The organism is Streptomyces sp. ME02-8801-2C, from assembly GCF_033793965.1.
Lineage (GTDB): Bacteria > Actinomycetota > Actinomycetes > Streptomycetales > Streptomycetaceae > Streptomyces.
Map to the genome: position 1 here is coordinate 791,743 of NZ_JARAXP010000002.1, position 24,275 is coordinate 816,017.

General features: G+C 70.4%; 10 protein-coding genes and 2 pseudogenes. 10 read left to right on the forward strand and 2 right to left on the reverse strand.

Annotation, left to right across the window (positions count from 1 at the left end):
- From PV396_RS07950 to PV396_RS07975, 6 genes and pseudogenes are all read left to right on the forward strand, one after another.
- Positions 1 to 711: pseudogene (locus PV396_RS07950) on the forward strand (hypothetical protein); the annotation flags it as partial.
- 521 nt (positions 712 to 1,232) lie between these two features.
- Positions 1,233 to 1,672: pseudogene (locus PV396_RS07955) on the forward strand (transposase); the annotation flags it as partial.
- Between the two features lie 84 nt (positions 1,673 to 1,756).
- Positions 1,757 to 2,959: a sensor histidine kinase gene (locus PV396_RS07960; RefSeq protein ID WP_319202310.1), complete on the forward strand. Its 1,203-nt coding sequence runs from the start codon at positions 1,757 to 1,759 to the stop codon at positions 2,957 to 2,959.
- A 160-nt stretch (positions 2,960 to 3,119) separates the two neighbouring features.
- On the forward strand, positions 3,120 to 6,839 hold the full coding sequence (locus PV396_RS07965) for a hypothetical protein (protein WP_319201816.1): 3,720 nt from the start codon (positions 3,120 to 3,122) through the stop codon (positions 6,837 to 6,839).
- A 144-nt stretch (positions 6,840 to 6,983) separates the two neighbouring features.
- Positions 6,984 to 8,408 carry a polysaccharide deacetylase family protein gene (locus tag PV396_RS07970; protein ID WP_319201818.1) on the forward strand — a complete coding sequence of 475 codons (1,425 nt, stop codon included), beginning with the start codon at positions 6,984 to 6,986 and terminating at the stop codon, positions 8,406 to 8,408.
- Between the two features lie 96 nt (positions 8,409 to 8,504).
- Positions 8,505 to 11,897, forward strand: a complete 3,393-nt coding sequence (locus PV396_RS07975; protein ID WP_319201820.1) for a S8 family serine peptidase — start codon at positions 8,505 to 8,507, stop codon at positions 11,895 to 11,897.
- Positions 11,898 to 11,901: 4 nt separating this feature from the next.
- Here PV396_RS07975 and PV396_RS07980 read toward each other — a convergent pair whose 3' ends face one another.
- Entirely contained in the window at positions 11,902 to 12,339 is a 438-nt protein-coding gene (locus PV396_RS07980) for an Lrp/AsnC family transcriptional regulator (protein ID WP_319201822.1), read from the reverse strand.
- Positions 12,340 to 12,508: 169 nt separating this feature from the next.
- On the opposite strand from PV396_RS07980, the gene PV396_RS07985 reads away from it, so the two are divergent.
- Positions 12,509 to 13,783: an ArgE/DapE family deacylase gene (locus PV396_RS07985; RefSeq protein WP_319201824.1), complete on the forward strand. Its 1,275-nt coding sequence runs from the start codon at positions 12,509 to 12,511 to the stop codon at positions 13,781 to 13,783.
- A gap of 289 nt (positions 13,784 to 14,072) precedes the next feature.
- On the opposite strand, the gene PV396_RS07990 is transcribed toward PV396_RS07985, so the two are convergent.
- Complete coding sequence (locus PV396_RS07990) at positions 14,073 to 17,126, reverse strand: ATP-binding protein (protein WP_319201826.1); 3,054 nt, start codon at positions 17,124 to 17,126, stop codon at positions 14,073 to 14,075.
- A gap of 967 nt (positions 17,127 to 18,093) precedes the next feature.
- Here PV396_RS07990 and PV396_RS07995 point away from each other — a divergent pair.
- From PV396_RS07995 to PV396_RS08005, 3 genes are read left to right on the forward strand one after another with little or no spacing between them, the layout of a single operon-like run.
- Positions 18,094 to 21,627, forward strand: coding sequence for a hypothetical protein (locus tag PV396_RS07995; RefSeq protein WP_319201828.1), 3,534 nt, complete (start codon positions 18,094 to 18,096; stop codon positions 21,625 to 21,627).
- Positions 21,624 to 21,773: a hypothetical protein gene (locus PV396_RS08000; RefSeq protein WP_319201830.1), complete on the forward strand. Its 150-nt coding sequence runs from the start codon at positions 21,624 to 21,626 to the stop codon at positions 21,771 to 21,773. The genes PV396_RS07995 and PV396_RS08000 overlap by 4 nt, the downstream gene beginning before the upstream one ends.
- Complete coding sequence (locus PV396_RS08005; protein ID WP_319201832.1) at positions 21,770 to 24,259, forward strand: LamG domain-containing protein; 2,490 nt, start codon at positions 21,770 to 21,772, stop codon at positions 24,257 to 24,259. The genes PV396_RS08000 and PV396_RS08005 overlap by 4 nt, the downstream gene beginning before the upstream one ends.
- Positions 24,260 to 24,275 lie beyond the last annotated feature (16 nt).

Consider the following 24,275-nt stretch of genomic DNA (forward strand, 5'->3'; position numbering starts at 1 on the left):
GACGGTAATGGTCAGGGCGGCAACGGTCAGGCGGGTAACGGTCAGGCCGACGGCGGGCAGGGCAACTACGGTCAGGCGGGCGACGGCCAGGCCGACAACGGCCAGGGCAACGACGGCCAGGCCGGTAATGGTCAGGGCGGCAACGGTCAGGCGGGTAACGGTCAGGCCGACGGCGGGCAGGGCAACTACGGTCAGGCGGGCGACGGCCAGGCCGACAACGGGCAGGGCAACAACGGCCAGGGGGGCGAGGGTCAGGCGGGAAATGGCCAGGCCGACAACGGTCAGGCCGACGACGGTCAGGGCAACAACGGGGCGAACAACACGGGTGGCGACTGCGGAAACAACGTCGGCGGTAACGACCAGGCGGGCAACGCCGGCAACATCGGAGCGGGCAATGAAGCAGGCGCCGGTGCAGGCGCCGCGAACACAGTCAACTGTCCGGACATCGCGTCCCGCCTCTCTGCCGTCCCCGCCGACGCGCAAGCCAAGGTAAATCGCAACCTTGGCCTCCTGAACACCCAGATCGAGGACGCCAACAACCGCCTCGCCGATTCGGCTGGTCAGGGCGGGGCCAACTTCGTTGACAATGCCGTCCTCGGCCCGCTGAAGGACAAGCGCGTCGCAACCATCAACCGCATCGTCCAGGCCATCGGCGGCAACGCCGCGAAGCAGCATGTCGACGCTCTCGCCACCTGCACCGTGAACCGATAGCCGTTGGAAGACAGTCCGACATCGACGTGGCCGCCCGGGCACCAGCCCGAGCGGCCACCTCACTGTTCTGCCTCAGTGTGGGCGTCGCGAGCCGAGTGCACACCTGCCGACTCACGCCGGCTGCCCGGACCCAGTTCCGCAAGGCTTCGCGCCTGATCACCGGATCGGCAGCGACCCGCCGATGCCCGTCTCGGGCTGCGCTGGTCGTCAAGGCGCTCGTTCCCCTCCTTTTGGCGGGGCTGCCCCCTCAACCGTCCCAGCACTTGGTGCAGTCCTCCAGCCAGCGCACCGTTTGGACCCCGCTCAACCCATAGTTTTGCCTAGCCCCTTCGACCCTGAATGGAGCTGGACGAAACGTGCGCACCTCTGCGAAAGAAAATCGGCTCGCCATGGCCGACTTGAACAATGGCCTGTTGGTCGGTCGTCAGCTCAAGGTGGCTGTTTTTCCGGAATCCACCGTAGCTTCGAAGGACTTCAGGAAGAACAAGAGAACATCCCCCTCTGATGCCGCATGGAGCTGGATCGTGCCTCACGGACTGTGGGAGACGGCGAAGCCTTTGATCCCGGAACACCAAGCGCGCAAGCAGGGCGGCGGCACGGCGAATACCTGCGATGAAACGCTGTTCGCGGCCATCCTTTACGTGTTGGTCAGTGGCTGCGCCTGGCGGTCCCTCCCACCGTGCTTCGGGGTGTCCAAGTCAACTGCCCATCGCCGCTTTCTGATGTGGACCAAGGCCGGCATGTGGCAGCAGCTGCATACAGCGCTTCTGCGGAGGCGTGAGGAAAAAGATCTGATCGCGTTCTCTCGAAGAGTCCTGGACTCGGCCCACGCTCGGACCGAAAAGGGGGTCAACATCGAGGTCCGAGAGGCATGGGCAGAGGCAGATCGAATCCCGGGATGCATGTTCTGTCGGACAAAGCCGGACTGCGCTTGGTCGTCGGTGTCTCAGCCACCAGAACACCCCTCTTCTGGTCGGTGATCAATGGGATACTCGGGCCGCGGCCCAGACAACAACGCCCCGACGGGCGCCGTAACGGAGTACTCATGCCCGGCACGTTGAGCAGTTCGCCCGACGCACCCCGCTCGCACCGTGCGACGGTCATCGCCTTGGTCGCCGTGGCAGCCGGGCTGGACCTGGGCGACCTCTACTGGTTCGGCGTGACGATGTACGCGCCCGCGGCCAGCATCGTCGCCGGGGCCTCCTTGGTCATGTCCGTGATGTGGCGCCGTGCGCGCCCGGTGGCGGCACTGGTCGCCGCCGGGTCGGGCTACCTGGTCGCATGGGTCGGAGTCGTTTGCCTTCCCGACAGCGGGCTGGTGCCCACCATGGCCCAGGCCGCGGTGTGGGTGGTGGTGTTCAGCCAGATCGCCGAGGGCACCCCCCGTATGCGGCACAGCGCCATCGCCCTGCTCGGTGTCTCTGTCGCACTGGACGCTCAGCAGCACATCCAGATGATGGACGAGAACAACACACCACCCGTGATGGCCCTCTACGACGCCATGACCTTCACTTTCGTCCCGCTCGTTCTCTGCGCTGTCGCCGACACCGTACGAGGCCGGATCCAACTGGCCACCACACAGGCGGCGCAGGCTGAGCGGCTGCGCGAACTGGACGCACGCACCGCAGCACACAACGAACGGCTGCGTCTCGCACGGGAGTTGCACGATGTCGTTGCCAACAGGCTGAGTGCGGTGGCCATGCGGATCACCGCCGCCGGGCACGTCCGAAGGCTGCCCGCGACATCCGAGAGCGATGTTCTCGACGAGATCGGAGAGGAGATCGACAGGGCGCTCGGCGAACTGCGCAGCATGCTGGGCACTCTGCGCAGCGATCGGGGCGGCGCGGACACCGCGGCCCCACCCTCGCTGGAGAACGTCGAGGAACTGGCTGACAGTGCGCGCCGGGCCGGTGCCGAGGTGAAGATCGTCATCAACGGAACCCCGGTGCCGCTGCCGAGCATGCTGGACCTGACGGCCTACCGCATCCTTCAGGAGGCACTCGCCAACGTCAGCCGCCATGCCCGGCCGCCCTGCGCGACCGTGACGGTCGGCTACCGGCCTGACGGTGTGCACCTCCGTGTCGATGACGAAGGCCGGCACGCGGTACCGGACGCGCTGCCCGGCCACGGCATCATCGGGATGCGCGAACGCGCGGCACTGTGCGGCGGCCAGGCCACCATGGGGGTTCGCCCAGAGGGAGGCTGGACCGTCGAGGCAGCTCTTCCCCTGCCGGTTGCCTCAACCTGACGCCGGTCACTGTCTGCATGCCGCATGGACCTGGAGCCCCGGTCCAGTCGTCCCCGAGCACACGAGCGTCCCGTGGGCAGCGTCACAGATCGGACAGGTTTGCGAGGGGTCGGGTGAAAAAAGTAGCTTGAACGCCTGACGTGTGTGAAAGGTGCTCCCGGTGGGACGACGTGAGAAGCCGGTCGATCCCGACGCCGGTGCCGTGCAGCGCCTCGCGCACGAACTGCGGCTTCTCCGGGAGAAGGCGGGAAAGCCCCCGTACCGGGAGATGGCCGCACGGGCGGGCTACTCCATCACCGCGATGTCCCAGGCCGCAGCCGGCGATCAGCTGCCCTCCCTGGCGGTGGTGCGGGCGTACGCCGAAGCGCTGGACGCGGACCCGGACGAATGGGAGCGCCACTGGCGGGAGGCGGACGCCGAGGTCCGCACCTCCGTACCGGACGAGAAGCCGCCGTACCGGGGGCTGGCGCGGTTTGAGCCGCACGACAGCGAGCTGTTCTTCGGCCGGGGGACTCTCGTTGCCGAACTGGTGGAGTTGGTGCGCGAGCACCGGTTCGCCGCCGTGTTCGGGCCGTCCGGCAGCGGCAAGTCGTCCCTGCTGCGAGCGGGACTGATTCCGCGGTTGCGGCAGGCGGCGGGTGCGGAGCGGCCCGCGGTGATCCGCGTGCTCGCCCCGGGGGAACTGCCCGCGCGCACGCACGCGGAGGCGCTGGTGCCGCGCGGCGGTGGCCAGGAGACCTGGGTGATCGTCGACCAGTTCGAGGAACTGTTCACGCTGTGCCACGACCGGGCGGAGCGCGATCGGTTCCTCGACCTGCTGCTCGCGGCCCGGCGGCCGGAGAGCGGACTGCGGGTGGTGGTCGCGGTCCGCGGCGACTTCTACGGCCACTGCTCCGCACACCGTGAGCTGGCCTCCGCCGTCAGCCGGGCCAACCTGCTGGTCGGGCCGATGAGCCGGGACGAGCTGCGCGAGGCTATCACCGGCCCGGCCGCCGCCGCCGGACTGAACGTGGAGCGCATCCTCACTGCCCGGATCATCGACGAGGTCGTGGACCAGCCGGGCGCGTTGCCCATGCTCTCCCATGCCTTGCTGGAGACCTGGCGCCGTCGGCGTGGCCGCCTGCTGACCCTGGCGGCGTACGAGGAGGCGGGCGGAGTACGGGGCGCGATCGCCGCCACCGCCGAAGAGGTGTACAGCCAGGTGCCGGCGGAGCAGAGTCGTATCGCCCGGCGCATCCTGCTGAGGCTGATCGCTCCTGGCGACGGCACCGCCGACACCCGCCGCCCGGCGTCGCGCGCCGAGCTCGGCAGCGGTGCGCAAGGCGTGCTGGAGCGTCTCGTCGCCGCCCGTCTGGTCACCTTGGACGGCGACACGGTGGAGCTGTCGCACGAGGCGCTGATCACCGGCTGGCCGCGTCTGGCCGGTTGGATCGAGGAGAGCCGGGAAAGGCTGCGCGCACAGCGCCGACTCGGTGAGGCGGCTCGCGGCTGGGAGGAGTTGGCGCGTGATCCCGGAGCCTTGTACCGGGGCACGAGGCTGGCTCGGGCCGCGGAACTGTTCGCCAGCCAGTCGAACGACGACGTCACCCCGCTGGAAAGGGACTTCCTCGCGGCCTCCCTCGCCGCTCAGGACGCCGAGCGGGAGGCCGAGACACGCACCGCACGTCGAACGCGTTCTCTGACCATCGCCTTGTCCGTGTTCCTCGTCCTGGCGCTGACCGCCGGCCTGGTCGCCTGGCAGCGCAACGAGGTGAGCCGGGAGGAATCCGCCAAGGCCACCGCTCGCCGCCTGGCCACCGTGGCCGGCGGTCTGCGCTCCACCGATCCGCGCACCGCCGCCCTGCTCGGGGTGGCGGCATGGAGGATGGCCCCGCTCACCGAGTCCCGCTCGGCGCTCCTGGGGTCGCTGACACAGCCGGAACGCGACGCTTTCACCGACCCGCTGGCCGGAAGGGACGTCCGACGCTTCCTTGCCGACAGCGGCCGGACGCTGCTGAGCGTGGAGGGCACCACGGTGACCGCCCGGAATGTGACCGACCACAAGGTCACCGCGACCTACCGCCTGCCGAGCGGTACGGAGGTGGGCGATGTCGGGCCCGACTCCCGGTTCCTCGACGTCATCGGGCCGGACGGGGGAGGCAGGCTGTGGAACCTTCCGGCGGGCAGATCCGAGGCCGAGCTGGGCGATGCGTCATTGCGGGACAGCTCGCCGGACGGGAAGACCTACCTCACCGGACCACCGGACGGCCCGGGCGCAGCCGCCCTGCACCGGACGGACGACGGCCAGGTCCTGTTCACCACCGGCCTCGCGCGCACGCTCTCCTCGGAGGCGGTCGGCCCCGGCGGACGTCTGCTCGCCCTCTGTCCCGCCGACGGGCCACTTCAGCTGTGGGACACCGCCGGCCGCAAACGGCTGCCGGGAGCCTGGGAGAAGGCGGACGGGACCGTCTGCGGAACCGGCTCCGGTGCGGACGGCGGCTCCCGCCTGCTGCGGTTCAGCGCGGACGGCAGGCGGCTGGCAGCCGTCTACGGCACGCGGGCCCTTGTCTGGGACGTCCGCAGCGGACGCACGCTCGCCGACTTCGCCAGTGCCGGGAGCACCGGCTTCACGCAGGCGGCCCTCTCCGCCGACGGCGAGTTCGTGGCCACGGCGGACGACCACGAACTCGCCGTCTGGCGACTGGCCACCGGCGGGACCCAGGTCTTCGACCGGCCGATGTCCAAGGACGAGGCCGCCTGGCTGACGTGGGACCGGGGAAAGCCCGACCTCCTGCGCTACCTCGACGGTGCCACGGTTCACACCCTTGACCTGACCGCCCGTCTCACCCCTCGGTGGCACAGCACACCGACCGACGCGAGCGTGCTCAGCCCGGACGGCGCCACCCTGGCCACCGTCACCCGGTCCGGCGCCGACTACCGCTTCGAGCTGCGAGCCACGCGCACGGGCACGGTCCTCGCGCGCGCGATGCTCGGCCCGCTGCCGAGCACCTCCGACGAGGACGTTCCCCTGCCGGCCTTCAGCCCGGACGGCCGCGCCCTGGCCCTCGCCGACACCGCGTCCTCCCACGGCTCATCGCGGCTGCGCTTCACCGTGTGGGACGTACGGACACACCGGATCCGTACGGCCTTCGACACCTCCGGCGCGGCCGACCGCCCTGCCACGGCCCTCGCCCTGGGACCCGGCGGCCGCACCCTGCTGGCCGTCCGCTCCGCCGACGGCACCTCCACGACGGAGGTCTGGAACACCCGCGACCACCGGCGATCAGGGATCGTGCGTGGCTTCTCCGGGGAGGCACTGGCCGGGCGACCGGACGGGGGTCTGCTCGTGAGCTCCGACGATCAGTACGTCGATCCAGGGGCCGGCAGGGTCAGTGGACGCGCGCTCGCCGACGGCCGCCAGGTCACCGCGCTCGCTTTCAGCCCCGACGGCACCCAGCTCGCCGTGGGCGATTCCACCGGGCACGTCACCCTGTGGGACGGCGCGATCCGCGACCGCACCGGCGCGCTGACCGGCACCTCCGACACGGTCACCCAGGGCGAACCGGAGGCAGTGGGGGCACTCGCCTTCTCCTCCGACGGCGGCACACTCGCCGTGGGCGGCGCGAGCGGGACGCTGAGGCTGTGGGACACCGAGGGGCATCAGCCTCTCGGGACGGACCTGCCCACGCCCGGCGACGAGATCGACTCCCTTGCCTTCGCCGAGGACGGCGGCACGGTCTACGTCAGCAGCCCCCACGTGCCGCTCCTGCGTTTCCGTGTCGCCCCGGACCAGGTCGCGGACACCGTCTGCGCGCGCGCCGGTGGCGGGCTGACCGCGGCGCAATGGCGGACCTACGTTCCCGACGCGCCGTACGAGAGTGTCTGCTCCAGCAGCGGCTGACGCGGTCGTTCACCAGGGACCGGATTTTTCAGAGTGGCGTCGAGGGTCGCTGAAAAACGCCTCTGACCTGGACGCTCGTGACCAGAACGACCGCGGCGCCCGCCGACGGCGTCCGCCCTCCCCTCCCTCAGGTTCTGGTCACCCATGCGCACTCACACCCTGCTGCCCTCGCTTCTGCTGCTCGGCACTCTCTCGATCACCACGGCCTGTTCCCCCGATTCCTCGGAGCCGGCATCCGCCGGCCCTCCGCGTGCCGCCGCCGAATCCCCCTCACCCGTCCACAGCGTCGACCCGTCGAAGATCAAGGGTCTGCGGATCGTCAGCAACAGCAGCGAGGAGCGTTCCTGTCCCTTCGCCACGAGCTACCCGGACGTGCCCGGCGCGGAGGCGATGACGGCCGCGATGAAGGAGGAGGTGGATCAGCGCCTGGCCACATTCCGCGAGGGGGCGTGCGGCAACGGCTCGGTCGGCGAGCTCAACGTCAGCCACAGGTTCCTGGTGGCTTCCGGCGATGTACTCGGCGTCCGGCTCACCACACAGGACGGCAGCGGCGCCGGGTCCGGGCTGTCGACCAAGACGTACTGGTACGACGGTGACGCGGGCGACTACGGCCCTGCTCTCGAACTCATCGCCGACGACTCCCGTGACTCCTTCATCTCCGCCTTGAAGGACGGGCTCAAGGGGCGCGAAGGCTTCGACACGACCACCTTCGACGCCACGCTCTCCGACCCTGTTTCCCGCGTCACGGCTCTGGACAACATGGCCTTCACCGCTGACGGCGGACTGCAGGTGAGCTTCGACAGCGGCGAGGTGGGCCCGCCGCCCGCCGGGACCTTCCCGGTGACCCTCTCCGAGGAGACGGTCACCCCCTGGCTGTCCGCGTTCGGCAAGCGCGCCCAGCGGCAGACCATGACCCCCAGCCGTTCCCTCGACCTGGGCGCGAGGAACACTCCCAGCCCGGTCGTCCCCACCCACACCGCCTCCGGGGACGACGACACCGACTGCGAGCAGGTCACCTGCATCGCGCTCACCTTCGACGACGGACCTGCGGCACCCGAGACCGCGACCCTGCTGAACCATCTGGCCCAGTACAAGGCGCGCGCCACCTTCTTCACCGTCGGCCAGAACGTCGCCGCCCACCCCGACCTGGTACGCGCCGAGGCCCGCGCCGGACACGAGGTCGGCAACCACTCCTGGAACCACCCCGACCTCACCAAGCTCACCCCCGAGCAGATCGCCTCCCAGCTCAACCGCACCAGCGCCGCCATCAAGGCCGCCACCGGCAAGGAGCCCACCCTCTTCCGCCCGCCCTACGGCGCCCTCAACTCCACGGTCCGGTCGGCCACCAGCCTCTCCCCGGTGCTCTGGGACGTGGACACCGAGGACTGGAGGTATCCCGACGCCGCCAAGGTCGCCCAGACCGTCATCGACAAGGCGCAGCGCAACAGCGTCGTCCTGATGCACGACATCCACCCCACCTCCGTCGCCGCGGTCCCGCAGATCCTGCGCATCCTCACCGCCCGCGGCTACCACTTCGTCACGGTCAGCCACCTGCGCGCCAGCCTCTGAGCACCGCCTGACCCAGCGGCCTGAGTCCGCTTGTCGACCACCCAGTTGTCGAACCATCAGATTCCGGCGTGGAGCCGGACACCGAAGGAGTACGCATTGCTGCCCAAATCAGTCAGGTGGGGGACGCTCCCCGCCCTCGCAGGTGTGGTGACCGTCCTGGTCGCCGTGCCGGGACCGGTCGCGCAGGCCGTCGCCCCCGATGCGGCGTCGGTGGGGCAGCACACGGGGACAGCCAGAACCGTCACCCTCATCACCGGCGACCGGGTCGTTCTGCGCCCCCAGCTCGGCGCCAAGGCCCCCGCCGTGTCCGTGCTGCCCGGCAAGGGCCGGGAGGACATGGGCTTCCGCCTCGTACGCTCCCTCCGAGCCGGGACACAGCACATCAGCGTGTTCCCCAATGACGCCGAGCGCCTCCTGTCGACCGGGAAGTTGGACGCGCGGCTGTTCGACGTCACGGAGCTGATCCGCATCGGTCGGGACGACGCGCGCTCGCGCTCACTGCCGTTGATCGTCATGGAACGGGCCGGCCAGCGGTCAGCCCGGTCCGCCCTCACCGCACACGGAGCCGACCTGGGCCGCACCCTGCGCGCTCTTAACGGCGGCACTCTCGCCCAGCCCAAGAAGAGCACCAGTGGTCTGTGGCAGTCACTGCTCGAGGGACCGTTGTCCAGCCGTGTCAGCAAGCTCTGGCTGGACGGCAAGGCGAAGGTCCTGGACGACGAGAGCAACAAGATCATCGGCGCCCCCGCCACCTGGAAGTCCGGCATCACCGGCAAGAACGTGCTGATCGCCGATCTGGACACCGGCATCGACGCCAACCACCCCGACTTCCGGGGCCGCATCGCCGCCTCGAAGGTCTTCACCGGCACCAGCCTCAAGGACGGATTCGGGCACGGCACCCACACCGCCTCGACCATCGCCGGCACGGGCGCGGCGTCCCGAGGCAAGTACGCGGGCGTCGCGCCGGGTGCCAGACTGCTCATCGGCAAGGTCTGCGACGACAACGGCGGCTGCCCCGACAGCGCGATCATCGCCGGCATGGAGTGGGCCGCGGCCCAGCACGCGGTCGCCGTCAACCTGAGCCTCGGCGACACCGTCACCGACGGAACCGACCCGGTGGCCACCGCCCTGAACCGGATCACCGCACAGACCGGCACCCTGTTCGTGGTGGCCGCCGGCAACGAGGGCGCGCCGACGGGCAACGGCGTGGACGGCACCGTGGAGAGCCCCGGCAGCGCGGACGCCGCGCTCACCGTCGGCAGCACCACCAAGCGCGACACCCTCAGCGACTTCTCCAGCCAGGGCCCCCGCCTCGGCGACGACGCCGTCAAGCCCGACCTGGTGGCACCCGGCGAGGACATCATCGGCGCCCGCGCCGACGGCACCAACATGGACACGCCCGTGCCCAACCCGCGCTACGAGCAGGCGTCCGGCACCTCCATGGCCACCCCGCACGTCACCGGTGCCGTGGCCCTGCTGGCCCAGGCCCACCCCACCTGGAAGGCCGCGGACTTCAAGCGGGCCCTGACCTCCTCCGCGCACGGCCTGAAGAACCTGACCGCCTTCCAGCAGGGCTCCGGCCGCCTCGACATCGTGCGCGCCCTGAAGCAGCAGGTCTACGTCACCTCCGGCGCCGCCAACCTGGGCCTGTTCGCCTGGCCGCACGCCGACACCACCGCCACTCGGCAGATCACGTACCGCAACGACGGCGACCAGGCGGTCACGCTCAAGCTCGCCCTGGACACGTACGGCCCTGGCGGTAGGCGGGCCCCGGTCGGCATGTTCTCCGTGGACGCCACCAGCGTGACCGTCCCCGCGCACGGCACCGCCACCGCGAACGTCAGCGGCCGTACCACCAAGGCCCAGGTCGGCCGCTACGGCGGCGCGGTCCTCGCCACCGCCACAGACACGACGGTGCGTACCGCGGTCGGCCTGTTCGCCGAACCGGAACGCCACACACTGACCGTCACGGGCCTCAACCGTGCGGGCAAGCCGGCCGCGGGCGCACCGCTGACAGTCGTCGGCCCCCACACCGGCATCCAGCAGGACATCCGGCTGGGGAGTGACGGCACGTTCCGGCTGCGCCTGCCGAAGGACGACTACACCGTCCTCGGCATCGACGACAGCCTGGCCGAGTTCGACGCTTCGGGCACCCGGACCGGCACCCGGACCCTGCTCGCCGCCACCGGCATCCGCACCGACCGGGATCGCACCGTGACTCTCGACGGCCGCAAGGCCGGCAAGGTCTCGGCCCGCGTCGACCACCGCGGCGCCACAGCGATCTCCACCTCGGCGACCCTCGCGCTGCCCGGCGGGCAGTCAATCGACAGCTACTCACTCACCGCCGTCGTCGGCGGCAAGGCCACGCTGTACGCCACACCCACCGCACAGGCCCCCGCCGTCCGCTACGCCGCCTCCACCACCCTCACGGGCAAGGACTCGGGCGGCGCTTACCGCTACTCCCTGCGGCAGACACACAACGGCGGCATCCCCGCCGACACCAACCCCGTCGTCCACGACCGGCAACTGGCCACCGTGCGTGCCGGTTACGCCTCCCAGGGCGGCAGGCGGGTAGCAGCCGTGCGCTCCGATCAGCCGACCAACGAGACGGAGTTGATGCCGTTCATCCCGACGCTGCCCACCGCACTGCCGAGCCGAATGACCGAGTACTACTCGGTCGCCCCCGGACTCACCTGGACGCACTACCTCGACCTCTTCGGGACGACGGAGAACAGGCCCGACGGCTCTCTCCCGGACCATGACGAGACGACCGCGGTCCGTCGCTACCAGGCCGGACGCACGTACACCGTCGACTGGAACCGGGCCCCCGTCGGCCCGGCCGTCTACAGCTCCACCCGCGAGGGCGACTACCTGTCCCTGGACCTGGCGCCGTACGCCGCCACCGGCACCGGGCAGCGCCTCGACGGCTCCTCCGACTTCGCGGTGGACGGCGAGGTCGTGCTGTCCTCCGGTGGACGGGTCGTCGGCCGGACGGGCGACCTCTCGAACATCGGCTTCACCGTCCCCAGCGCCGCCAAGCGCCGCTACACCCTGACCACCCGCACCACGCGCACGGTCGACTGGACGGCGCTCGGCACTCGCTCCACGCTGACCTGGGGCTTCACCTCGGCACGACCCCGCGGCTCGACGACCTCGGCGCTGCCGCTGCTGACCGTACGCACCGGCGGAGCCGTCGACCTCAAGAGCACCGCCCCGGCCGGCCGTCCCTTCCGCGTCCCGCTCACTGTGCAGCGCCCCACGGGTGCGGAACGGTCGGCGGTGACCCGGCTTTCCCTCCAGGTCTCCTACGACGACGGCCGCACATGGAAGACGGTCCCCGTCACCCGCCGAGGCACCTCCGGCAGCGCTCTGCTCCACCACCAGAGTCGCACCGGTTATGCCTCACTGCGGATCAGCGCAGCGGACAGGGCAGGCAACACCGTCACCCAGACCGTCGTACGGGCGTACCGGATCGCCACAGTTCACTGACCCGTCACACGCGAGGCCGGTTCAACAGCCGGGAGAGCACGATGGCGCTCTCGGTCCGTTCGATGGGAGCTGTGGCGCGCACGCGTTGGATGGCCTGTTCCAGGTGGTGGATGTCTCTGGCGAGCATATGGAGGACCGCGTCGGCCGCGCCGGAGACGGTACAGGCTTCGACGACCTCGGGGATGGCCTCCAGGGCTTGGCGCAGTTCGGCGGGGGTGGGATTGCCGGTGCAGAAGACCTCGACGAAAGCCTCGGTGTGCCAGGCCAACGCCTGAGGGTCGATGAGAGCGCTGTAACCGCGGATCGCGCCCGTGGCCTCCAAACGGTTGAGACGTCGCTTGGCGGCGGGCGCGGACAGCCCCGCCGCCTTGCCGATCTGGGCGTACGTGGCACGTGCGTTGTGCAGCACGTGGCGGATGATCGCTTCATCGATGGCGTCCATGACCCACTCCAGACGTCAGAACCTGAGGCCCGGCGCAAGCATCAGCCATGAGGCCGCTGAGATTGCAATAAATCGACAGTAGGCAGCAGCAAATGGCGATTGCTTGCGCTGTTTGCCCGAACATAGTCTCCGGCTTGTCCTGATGTCACGTGCCGGAAGCAGTGTTGAGATGACAGCGAGCCTGACCGATGTGGAAGCCTCGGCAGTGGCCGCGGTGGACGAGGCGGCCATCGGCCGGTTGCTGATGGAACTTCTCCTTGTTCCGAGCGTGACGGGGAGCGCCGCGGAGTCCGAGCTTCAGCACGTCCTGGCCCGGCATCTGGAGCGGATGGACCTCGATGTCGACCTGTGGTCCATGAACCTGCCCGAGCTACGCGCCCATCCCCGCTTTCCCGGCAGCGAGGCCCCGCGCACGGAGTCGTGGGGCCTGGTGGGCGGCACACGGCCCCAGGGCGACGGGCCGACCCTCGTCCTCCAGGGACATGTCGACGTCGTCCCTTCCGGGGACCTGGCGCAGTGGGAGGGCGACCCCTTCCGCCCCCGGGCCACCGGGGACGTGGTGCACGCACGAGGAGCGTGCGACATGAAGGGGGGTGTGGTGGCGATACTCGCCGCCCTGGCCGCGATACGGGAGGCGGGCGCAAGGCTGCGCGGCCAAGTGTCCGCGCACTTCGTGGTCAGCGAGGAGGACGGCGGACTCGGAGCGTTCGGCACCCTGCAACGCGGCCACACCGGTGACGCCTGCATCATCACGGAACCGACCAGCGGCGCGCTCATGACCGCGAACGCCGGCGCCCTGACCTTCCGCATCGAGGTACCCGGCCGCGCCACCCACGGCAGCACCAGATACGTGGGAGTGAGCGCCGTCGACGCCTACCTGCCCATCCACCTCGCGCTCGCCCGTCTCGAAGCCCGCCGCAACACCGGCGCCGACCCGCTCATGTCCGAATACCCCGTCCCCTACCCCCTGTCTGTCGGCACCGTCCACTCCGGCGACTGGGCCAGCAGCGTGCCCGACCTGCTGGTGGCCGAAGGAAGACTGGGCGTCCGACTGGGCGAGGATCCGGCCCAGGCACGCACCGAACTGGAGTCGTGCGTGGCCGAAGCCTGCGCGGCCGATCCGTGGCTGCGCTCCCACCCCGCCACGGTGACGTGGCCCGGAGGCCAGTTCGCCAGCGGACGGCTGCCCGTCGGGCACCCGCTGGCAGCCCTGGTCGGCGACGCGCACGCCGACGTCACCGGTGGCCCACGACCGCCGGAGCGAGGCGCTCCCTACGGCAGCGACCTGCGGTTGTACGCAGGGGCGGGCATCCCCACGCTGCAGTACGGCCCCGGCGACGTACGCCTCGCACACGGCCCGCAGGAACAGGTCCGGGTCAGCGAGATTGTCACCGTCACGCGGGCACTGGTCCTCGCCACGTTGCGTGCGGTCGGCACCGACTAGGACCTGTCCGGCCGATCATGTCGCAGACGCGGGGTGTGGCACGCACTCCCCCAGAGGGGGGACCCCCAGCCGCGTTGTCGTCGGTTGCCGACTCTCCGCGTCGACGCCCTCCTCCGCCTGGCAGCTGCACGCACCACACCCCGCTCACCGGGATCAGACAGGAGCCGCTGCTTTCCTGCGACTTGATCGGCCGGACAGGCCCTAGTACCACCCAGCATCGGGTGAGCCTTCGCACCCCGCAGATGACCTTCCATGACGCGCCTGCGCCTGCAATTTCCGGCGCATCACACTAGGCCGGGGAGGCCAGCTCCGCCCTGCTGGTCACCCCCAGTCTGCGGGCTGCCTGCTCGATCAGTCCGGTCACGTCGTGCGGGGTCAGGAGCAGGGACTGGGCGATCTGACGGTCACTGTGACCCGCGCGGAGCAGGTCGACCAGCCGGTGTTCGGTGGGGGAGAGGCTCGGGGCCGCCGGTGGCGCCGGTTTCGGGCGTACTCCTGCCGTGGCGAGCGCTCCGCGTACCTTGCCGGCCAGCAGGACGCTGCCGCAGGTGTCCGCGAGGTGGAGCGCCTGGGTGAGGGCCTGGCGGGCCTCGTCGACCTCGCGGCCGCGCAGGAGGGCGGTGCCCAGCCCGTAGTGGGCGCGGGCCAGTTCCAGTCGGGCGGGGGACCGCTTCAGCACGGCCACGGCCTCGCGCAGGAGGGCCAGCCCTTTGGGCCCGCCGTGGATGACGCCCAGACAGCGTGAGGCCAATCCGATGGCTCGCTCGGTGCCCCACTGGTGGGCCAGCTCCAGTTCCTCGGTGGCCAGTTGGAGCGCGTCCGTCCGCTGTCCGAGGGAGAGGTGCAACAAGGCCGCCCGCGACCGCCATGGCGCCCCGGCGTGCATGACTCGGGCCCGGTTCTCCTCCGCGCCGTACTCATGCAGGATGGCGAGGGCGGCGGCCGGGTTGCCCCGCGCCGCGTGCAGGCGACTGCGGGCGAGGAGCGCCGGGCCCTGCCAGGTCCAGCCCACCCGGTCGAAGTCGGCGTCCGCGGTGAGCACTTCCGTCGCCGAGGCCAGGTCGCACCGCTCGATCAGCGACTCGCCCACCTGGGTTGTCATCGACAGCCTGACCCGAGGCTCCAGGCCCTGGTCGGCCGTGGTGGCGGGGTGTCCGAAGTCAGCGGTGAGCGGGAGCTGCCGACCACGGCGGGCCTGGACGAGTAACTGCCAGGTCATCGCGGACGAGACCATCAGGAACGAGCCCCATCGGCCGCCCGTTTCGCCGACGCGGTCGAATCGCGCGACCGCGTCGTCGAGCCGGTCGGTGGCCACGAACGCCAGCCCGGCGAGGGTCACCAGCATGTGGGACGTGTCCGCGGTGACCAGGCCGCCTCGCAGGGCCCGGTCCAGGAGGTCGTTGGCCACCTGGGCATTGGCCTCCCCTGTGGTGGCCGGGGCGGACAGCGCGGCCAGGACCATGCACTCGCCAGGGGTGTCACCGGCCAGCTTGTGGTCCCACAGCTGTCGCGCGTGCCGGCGTGCGGCGGGGAGCGTGGACAGCTGGTCGTAACCGATCAACAGCATCTGTGCCTGAAGGAACCACGACACCTCACGAGCGAGGCCGATGCCGTCGTCGGTCTGCCCCAGATCGTCCACCGCACGGGCGAGGACGTCGACGGCGCGCTCGTGCTCATGGCTGAGGAACAGCGCGCTGGCCAGCAGAGAGGCCGCCTCGGCCAGCGCATACGGGTCGGCCAACGCCTTCGAGGCCTGCGTCAGGTGGTGCCTGGCCGCGCCGACATCGATCTGTATCTCGTCCTTGCCCAACTCCAGCAGCAAGGGGCCACGCTCTTCGGCGGACACCGGCTCGCGCAGAGCCCGGCGCAGATAGGCGGAGGTGACCTCCGGAGCCCCTCGGCCACGAGTGGCCCGCGCCGCCTCCCGCAGCACGTCCACCCACCAGCTCTCACCGCCCGGTTCGGCCAGCAGCAGATGGGCCGCCACCAGATCGTCGGCCGCGCCGTCGCTTCGTAGCAGTTCGGCTGCCCGCGCGTGACCGGCGGCCAGTTCCACCGGCCCCAGGACGCCTTCGGCGACAGCGGTGCGGACCAGCGCATGCCCGAACCGCACCGGATCACCCGGCGCCAGCACACCGATCTGGCGCAGCCTGCCGCCGAGCTCCCGTGCCGTCGACTCGCCCAGCTCCGCCAGCTCGGCCGTGACCTTCCAGGGGGCCTCGTCCCCCAGCACCACCAGGGCCCGCGCCAGGCGGAGAACCGGCTCCGGCTCGTCGGCCAGCCGCATGACCACGGTTCTGGCCAGGATCCGGCCCCGGAACTCCTCCACCAGATGGGCCTGATCGTCGGTGGCCCCGACCTGGTTGTCGGCCAGGGTCCGCAGCAACTCGTGCAGCAGCAGCGGGTTGCTCTCGGTGGCCGAGGCACACGCGGCGACGAACCGTGGTTCGCCGGGCCCCAGGCTCGCCCGCACCAGGTGGGTCACACTGTCGATGTCCAACCCGGGCAGGCCGACCGTACGGCAGTACGGCAGTCCGGCGATCCGCTCCAGCATCGGCTCGACCCCGGCCCCGTTGTCCGGCCGCCCCGCCAGCACCAGCAGCAGGGGCAGACCCCGCAGCCGTCGCGCCAGGTACTCGAGCCAGCGCACCGACGGGACATCCGCCCAGTGCACGTCATCGACCACCAGGGCGACGGGCCCCTCGTCGGCGACATGCACCATCAGCCAGTACAGACTGTGCAGAAGGCCCTCGGACGCCTCGGGCGACAACTCGCCGGTCCCCTCCACACGCAGCGCGTGCGACGCCAACTGGGCCGGACCCGACAACAACCGCGCCCGCTTCTCGTCCTCGGCTCGGGCCAGCAAAGGCTCGACCAGCTGACGCAGCAGCCCGAAGGCGAAGCCCTGCTCCAGCTCCGCCCCGCTCGCGGACAGCACCAGGATCTCCCGCGACTGCTGGACGCCCGCCCACGTGTCCAGCAGCGCGGTCTTCCCCATCCCCGCGCCCGCCCGTACCAGCACCACGCCGCCCCGGCCCGCCCGTGCCTCGTCCGCCGCGCGCTCCAGGTCCGCCAGCTGGCCCTGACGACCGAGCAGGCCGGCCGGCGCCGTGCCGTCGGCGGCAGGAGGAATCGGCTGCCGGCCGGGGCGGCCCGCCGCGAGCAGCGCGGCGGCGTCGGCGTCACCCAGCCCCAGCGCAGACACCAGTAACTGCGCCGTGCGGCGCTGCGGGCGCGCCCGTCGGCCGCGTTCCAGATCCCGGATGGACCGGGCCGCCATTCCGGCGGCCTCGGCCAGCTCCTCCTGTGTCAACCCCGCGGCCCGGCGAAAGTCCAACAGCATCTCACCGAACGTCGCCAACTCCCCGCCCCCCACCGCCCCGCCGCACGGGACGATCGCCTTCGAGTCCTGCCCGAAGCATCCGGGCGAGGCTCCGACGCCTCGCCCTTCAGCGGATGGTACTCACCGGCGATCACTGTTTGCCGATCAGCCTCGCTTTCGACCAGGCGGGTCGGTACCCGGCCGTGGCACGCAGGGCGCCAGGCCCAGTTCGCGCATGAGGCGGCGGACCAACTCCCCTCGGCCCAGCGGTCGGTCCCCTGCTCCGAGGGGTCGCCGGGCACGCTGACGGCCCACCTTCCGCGCCTGGCTCCGTCGACCTCGATCCGAGGCTGTTCACGGAGGACACCTGTACCCGATGAGGAGCGGCGACTGCCTGACCGCGTACCGAAGAGCACGGGTGCGGACAGGGGCACCAGGAAGGACAACGGGACGGACCACCGGAAGAACCGTGGGAGAACCTTCCGGTGCCGGAGCCGGTCCCATCGCCCACGCCGGCCGGACCGGAGGCGGCGGCCCGCCCGAGGGACAGGGATCGGGCCGCCCTCGTTGTGCGAAGGGGGAACTTCACCGCGCCAGAACGATGGCCCTGCCCATGAGCCCGCCCAAGACCCTGTCCAAGGCTCTCGTCGCGCTCGATCACGTCGGCGTTCACGGGAATCTCACGTGGTGAGCCCCCTGCAGGAGCAGCTGCGGCTCGCTGGAGGCTCCTGAACCGACAGCAGCCTCCGGCGGGCCGGACAGCCCCGTCCCTACGGTCGTTGCGGTCGCACAATCGCGAAGGAACGCGTTGGCCCGAGGTCGCTTGGAGAGCTCCCGACCACGCCGTCGCCAGTACTGCCGCTTTCCCTCAACTGCGCTCTCCACACCGGTACTTGCCGAATACGGTGGCGCTCGCTGAACTGGGAGAGACACCGTTCGACCAGCAGCCGGACTTTGGGAGAACCGTGTTGCAAGGGATAGCCGTCGCATGTCCGACCTCAACGGCGGAAGACCGGTGAGCATCGGCTCACCGTTGGTCGTACCGGTCCACCTGGACGCGCTGTGCCTGACCGACGATCTTGACGTGCGGGGACCGGACAACGACTTCAGCCGGCTCCCCTACCGCGACGCGACCACCGGTCTGGACCAGAACGAGGATCTCCCGTACGTCAGCGAGATCATGGCGCGGACCCCCTTCCAGGACGACGACTTCCGGCTCAGGGCCGGGATCCATCTCCACTGGGCGCTGCCCGACGGCCTGACCCGGATGGTCCAGCGCGCGGACGGCACCACCGCCGTTCCGGTGGTGCCGAACCGCTGGCTGGTGACCCGGAGCAGGGACGGGCGGGTGGAGGAGGAGTGGGTCGTCGAGAGCGACTACCTGTCCGACGACAATCCCGCCGCGATCCGCTACCCGGTACCCGGAGCGGGTCGGCCGTACCGGCGGCTCGGCCGGAAACTGCCGCTCGACGTCTGGAGCCGCTCCGCCGACCGCTCGCGGTACCTCCCCGAGCTGACCGCGGTCGGCTACGGGGAACCGACCTTCGCGGCGCAGTACGCCAACTGCCACAGCGTCTTCGGCTTCCACGACCCGGACTACGTGGGCGCTCCGCCGAAGGGGCTGCGCTACGAGGTGCTCGGCTGGTTCGACGACCACGGCCAGGATCCCGCCGCCGCGCTGAGCGACGGCTCGGCGGCGCCGGGCGGGCAGAGCTGGCAGGAGGCTGCCCGGCTGCGGTTCGGCTGGACGGCGTCCACGGTCGGCCCCGAGGCTCCGCCGCCGGGCCGGGTGGTCTGCTACGCACAGCTGACCTTCGCGGCCACCGGCATCGAGCCGAGTCCACTGCTGTCCGATCCGGACGACGAGACCGGCGTGTGCGTCGGGAACACGGCCACCGAGGCACTGGCCGCGCACCTCGGAAGCGTCCTGCCCGCTGTGCCTGCCGACCAGGTGGAAGAACTCCTGGAGGCGCTGGCCTTCGCTGACGAACTGGAGTCGAAGCCGCTGGACCTCGGCTTCGGCCTGAGCGAGGCCCGGCACTCCGCCACCTTCCACGACGTTCCCTCCGGCATCCTGTGGACACTCCGGCGGCAGGACGACACCGACAAGATCAGCGCCGAGGACAAGCAGGCACGTGAACGGCTCACCGTGCCGCACGTGTTGGGCGACCGGTTGAATCTGCTGAACGTCGCCCAGGCCGATGTGGACCGGGCGCGCCATCAACTGACCTCGGCACGCGAGCAGTTGTTCGCGGACTGGTACAAGTACCAGCTCTGCGCCTACCCGTACGACGCCCTGCGGGACTCCTATCCGGACCAGGACGAGACGCAGTTCTTCATCCGGCGTTCGATGAGGCTGCTCGCCGAGGACTCCGGCAGGGTCGAACTCCTGGCTCAGCGGCTGAGGGACGCGCGGGCGGCCGTCGAGGACTCGTTGAAGGAGTTCAACGCAGAGGCCCGGCTCGCCCGCAGCACCTTCGTCCTGCACGAGATCCCCGCCCCGGCGTACCGACTTCCCAACGATCCCGTGGTGCTGATGACCGGGAAGGCGGCCACCCCCGGCGACCGCCACGGCCAGGACGGCGCGCTGCATCCGCAAGGACTGCTGGACTGTGCCCCGGTCGCCGGGGATCACATGGACCTGAGCGTTCCGAAATCCGTACGGGCTCTACGGGTGGCTGCCGTCGCCGCGGTGGCGAAGCTGCCGGTGCCCAACTTCGCGGTCACCGAGTGGACCGGCGCGCCCTGGCATCCCACGGTGCTGGAATGGGAAGTGGAGTTCTTCCCCGCGACGATCGGCAACAACAACGACCCGCGTGACCGCGGGTACAGCGAGGACTTCGTCACCGGCAACTACGTCCTGCCGCCCCGTGACGTGGAACTCCAGCCGATCCAGCAGATACCGGACAAGGGCGCCAACGTCTACACCGGTACGACGATCCTCTCACCGGGCGCCCGGCCCCTGCTGTCCTCCCGGGTGCTGCGCTACCTCCAGGGCGCCCTGCTGCCGCTGTACAACGCGTCGGGGCAGCCGGAGGTGACCCGGGAGGCGTTCCTTTCCGACCCTGCCCCCGTGCTCGACTGGTCCGACTCCCAGGACACGGACCGGCGGCTGGCCCTGCTGGTCCGTATATACCGGCATCTCGCGGCGCACGAGGACAGCAATCTGTCAGCGGTCCTGAGCGGGTTCAACGACGCCCTGCTGATGCGCAAGCTCACCCGGCAGCTACCCGTGGCCGACCCGCTCGGCTTCCCCGACCACCAGCGGTTCGCCGCCGACCTCGCGCAGGCGGTGGGGGCGGAGACCCGGCACGCGCCTCAGCCGCTCAGCGGCTTCAACCCGATCCGCGCCGGTGCGCTGCGGGTGCTGAGGCTGCGGATGCTGGACAACTTCGGCACCGCCCGGGAGGTCGATGTCAGCGGGATCCGGACCACCACACAGTTGCGGATGCCCGAGCAGCCGGACTGGGTGGCGATGCCGCCCCGGCTGGCCCAGCCCGCACGGCTGTCGTTCGAGTGGCTCGACGCGGAGGACGACATCCGGCAGACCAATGGTCTGCCGGACACCTCCCCGATCTGCGGCTGGCTGATACCCGACCACCTCGACGCCGGTCTCGCGGTGTACGCCGCCGACGGTTCGGCACTCGGCAAACTGCACGCCCTGCCGGACGCCGCACAGCCGAAGTTCGCCCAGTGGCGGGAACTGCCCGGAGGCACCTCCGGCCCGATCGAGGCCATCGCCAACTCCCGTCTGCGGGCGGTGGCGCAACGTCTGCACGACACCGGGCCGGCCGTCCTGGGCACGTTCCTGGAGGATCTGGACACCACCCTTCAGTACATCGAGCCGGAGGACTACGCCCAGCACCGGGGCCGGGCCGTGCTGATGGGCCGGCCGCTGGCGGTGGTCCGCGCGCGCGTGTCGCTGGAGCTGATGGGCCGTCCTGCCAACCACCAGGACTGGAATGTCTTCCGGCAGGACATGGGCCGCACTCACCGGGAGACCAACGACTTCCCGTCGGTCCGCTTCCCGGTCAGGATCGGCGAGCATCAGCTCCTCGACGACGGGGTCCTCGGCTTCTGGCTGGAGGACTCGGCGCAGCGACTCGGCCCCCACTGGCACGACGTCCGCTCTCCCGAGGACCCACTGGTCCAGGCGCTCGACGCGCCTCCGCAGTACCTGACCATGCTCATCGACCCGCGGGGCACCGTGCACGCGACGGCGGGGATCCTGCCGACCCACTCGCTGCGGATCCCGTCCGGGATGTTCCGGGACGCGCTGGAGGGCATGGCCGTCAGTTTCCGTGCCGCGCCGGTCCTCACCGACGCGGACCGGATCGCCGTACCGCTGCCCGACGAGCCCGGCTACGCCTGGTCCTGGCAGGAGCAGGGGCAGACCGGCGCGGTGGAACAGGCCGACCCGCCACGCCCCGACGCGCGGTTCCCGGCCCGGGCGACCCTGCGCGAAGGCTGGCTGACCCTCCGTCCAGTGTCCGACCCGCAGTCCGAACAAGGAGCACGATGATCAACCTGGAGCTGACGCTCGCCGAGACGAACCTCCTTCTGGAGGCGCTCGGCACCCGGCCGTACGCGCAGGTGTACGAACTGATAACCAAGATCCACCAGCAGGCGGAGCAGTCCGCCGAGGCCCAGGACGGAACCGCGGAATGACGGCCAACCTGGTGCTGCACTGGCACCTGGACGCCCTGACCTCGAACAACCAGGTCACGGACAGCTCCGACAACCATCTGGCCGGTACCGTCTCCGGGCAACCGGGGACACGTCCCGACGACCGGTTCGGCAGCGTGCTGGCGTTCGACGGCACCACCGTCCAGGTCACCGGCGCCGAGACACCACTGCTGCGACTCGGCTCGTACACGGTCGAGGCATGGGTCAACCCGTCGGCCAAGAGGGCCACACGGGTGGGCGTCGTGGCGAAGGCGAAGGGCGACTTCGCCGTCGTACTCGACGCGGACGGCACACTCAGGCACCGGTTCGACACCACGGCGAAGGCCGGCGACGGTCACGCCACCGCGCCCGGGGCCGTACCGACGGACACGTGGCACCACGTGGCATGCGTCAACGACGGGCGCACCGCCCGTATCTACGTCGACGGGGTCAAGGCGAGCGAGTACGCGTTCGCCGGCGACCGGGCCGCCACCCAGAGCCCGTTGCTGGTCGGCACGGACGGGACGGGCCGGTACACAGGGCTGCTGGCCCACGTACGGATCTACGACAACGCGCTCAGCCAGGCCGAGATCCAGCGGGACATGGCCGACGACGAGGCGGCGCTGGCGGCGTTCGTACGGGCGCATCCGCTGGACTTCGCCCTGCTCGACGTGGACCAGCAGCCGGTGCTGTTCATCGACGACGCCCCCGCGGGGCAGCCGATGACCCTGCGGCTCACCAACACCTCCCGCCAGGACATCGAACTCCGGACCCTGACGGGCCCCGTGTCGGCCACCGAGCACCACGTCGCGCTGCGGCTGCGCCAGGGAACCATCACGGTCCCGCCCGAACCGGCCGTCGCCACTTCCGGGTGGACGCTGCTGCGGGCCCCGGACCCGGCGACCGGCGGAACGGTGCTGTACCTGGGGGCGTCCAAGTCCATGGTCATCGCACGAGGCACGTCCTTCGACCTGTCGCTGCGAGGGCTGACAGCGGACGGGAGCCGCGGGACCCGTGGCACCCGGGTGGAGCTGACGCACCAGCGGATGCGGTACGCGGGCGAGCAGAGCGAACTGACCGGGCAGCGAACCGCGTTCCTCGACATCGTCAACCGGCGGGGCCGCCGTGACATCCCGCTCGCGATCGGGTTCGTCGGCGGAAACCGGGTGCTCAGCGACGGCGTCACGCAGAACACCCTGAACTTCCGGATCACCAACCGGTCGAGGGACACCGCGCTCTCCCTGGCCGGTGCCTCGTTCACCCTCTCGTACGACCTTCAGGTGGCCGGCGAGACCCACGAGTGGGCGCTGGCGAAAGCGGACGCGACAACCGGTGCGTCGCTGGGCGGTCTGAAGGTGAACGGTGTGAGTGCCGACTGGCCGATCACCTCGGAGAAACTCGGCCAGCGGGTCCAGTGGACACTGACCCCTCCGGCGAACACGGCGTTGGGGCCGAACGGGACGCTGGTGGTCACCCTGTCCAACGTGGTCGCGCTGGATTCACTCGGCCAGGCATCTGTCGTCATCGGCTACCGGAACATACCGGGATACCAGGACGGCTCGGTGACCCTGCTCGCCGAGAAGTCGCCGCTGATGTTCGGCCCCCAGGCGACCGGTGTCGGCACCGTCGCCCCCCAGGCGAAGCTGCACATCGTCCACACCAACCAGGACGCGAACGGAAACACCCTCATCCTCGGTCCCACCACGCAGCCGCACCTGCGGCTCGGCTACCACCAGGACTACAGCTGGGTGCAGTCGCACGGCTTGAAACCGCTGGCCATCAACCCGATCGCCAGCAACGTCGGTGTCGGCACCGTCGCCCCCCAGGCGAAGCTGCACATCGTCAGCGCCAACCAGGACGCGAACGGAGGCACCCTGGTCCTCGGTCCCACCACGCAGCCGCACCTGCGGCTCGGTTACCACCAGAACTACAGCTGGGTGCAGTCGCACGGCGCGAAACCGCTGGCCATCAACCCGATCGGCAACAACGTCGGCATCGGCACCACGACGCCCGGCGCCAGGCTCACGGTCAGTGCCGACTCCTCCCACCTGGAACTGCGCAGGGAGTCCAACGCGGCCGGCGGCAAGAAGGTCTACCTGGAGCTGTACCAGGAGACCAGCGCGGAACCGACCTACCCCTCGCTGCGGTTCCATCACGGCAACCGGTTCTGGCACCGCATCGAGGCCAGGACCGAAGGGCTCATGTTCAAGACCGGCGACCTCAACAGCGACGCTCTCTCCGACGTGTACGCGAACACCGCCGTGGTGAACGCCCTGAGGATCGGCAATTTCACGATCGGCGCCGACGAACTTCAGCTGCTGCAGAGCCTGACCCAAGGAGGGGTGTGGTGCTCCCTGGAGAACGAAGTCGTGAACGGATACTTCTACGCCGACCAGCAGCCCTTCGACGGCACTCGGCGACACATCCACACCCGGTCTGCCCAACACGACTACGGGGCCGGCTGGCGGATCACCTTCTTCTCGAAATGACCGGACGGACGTACGG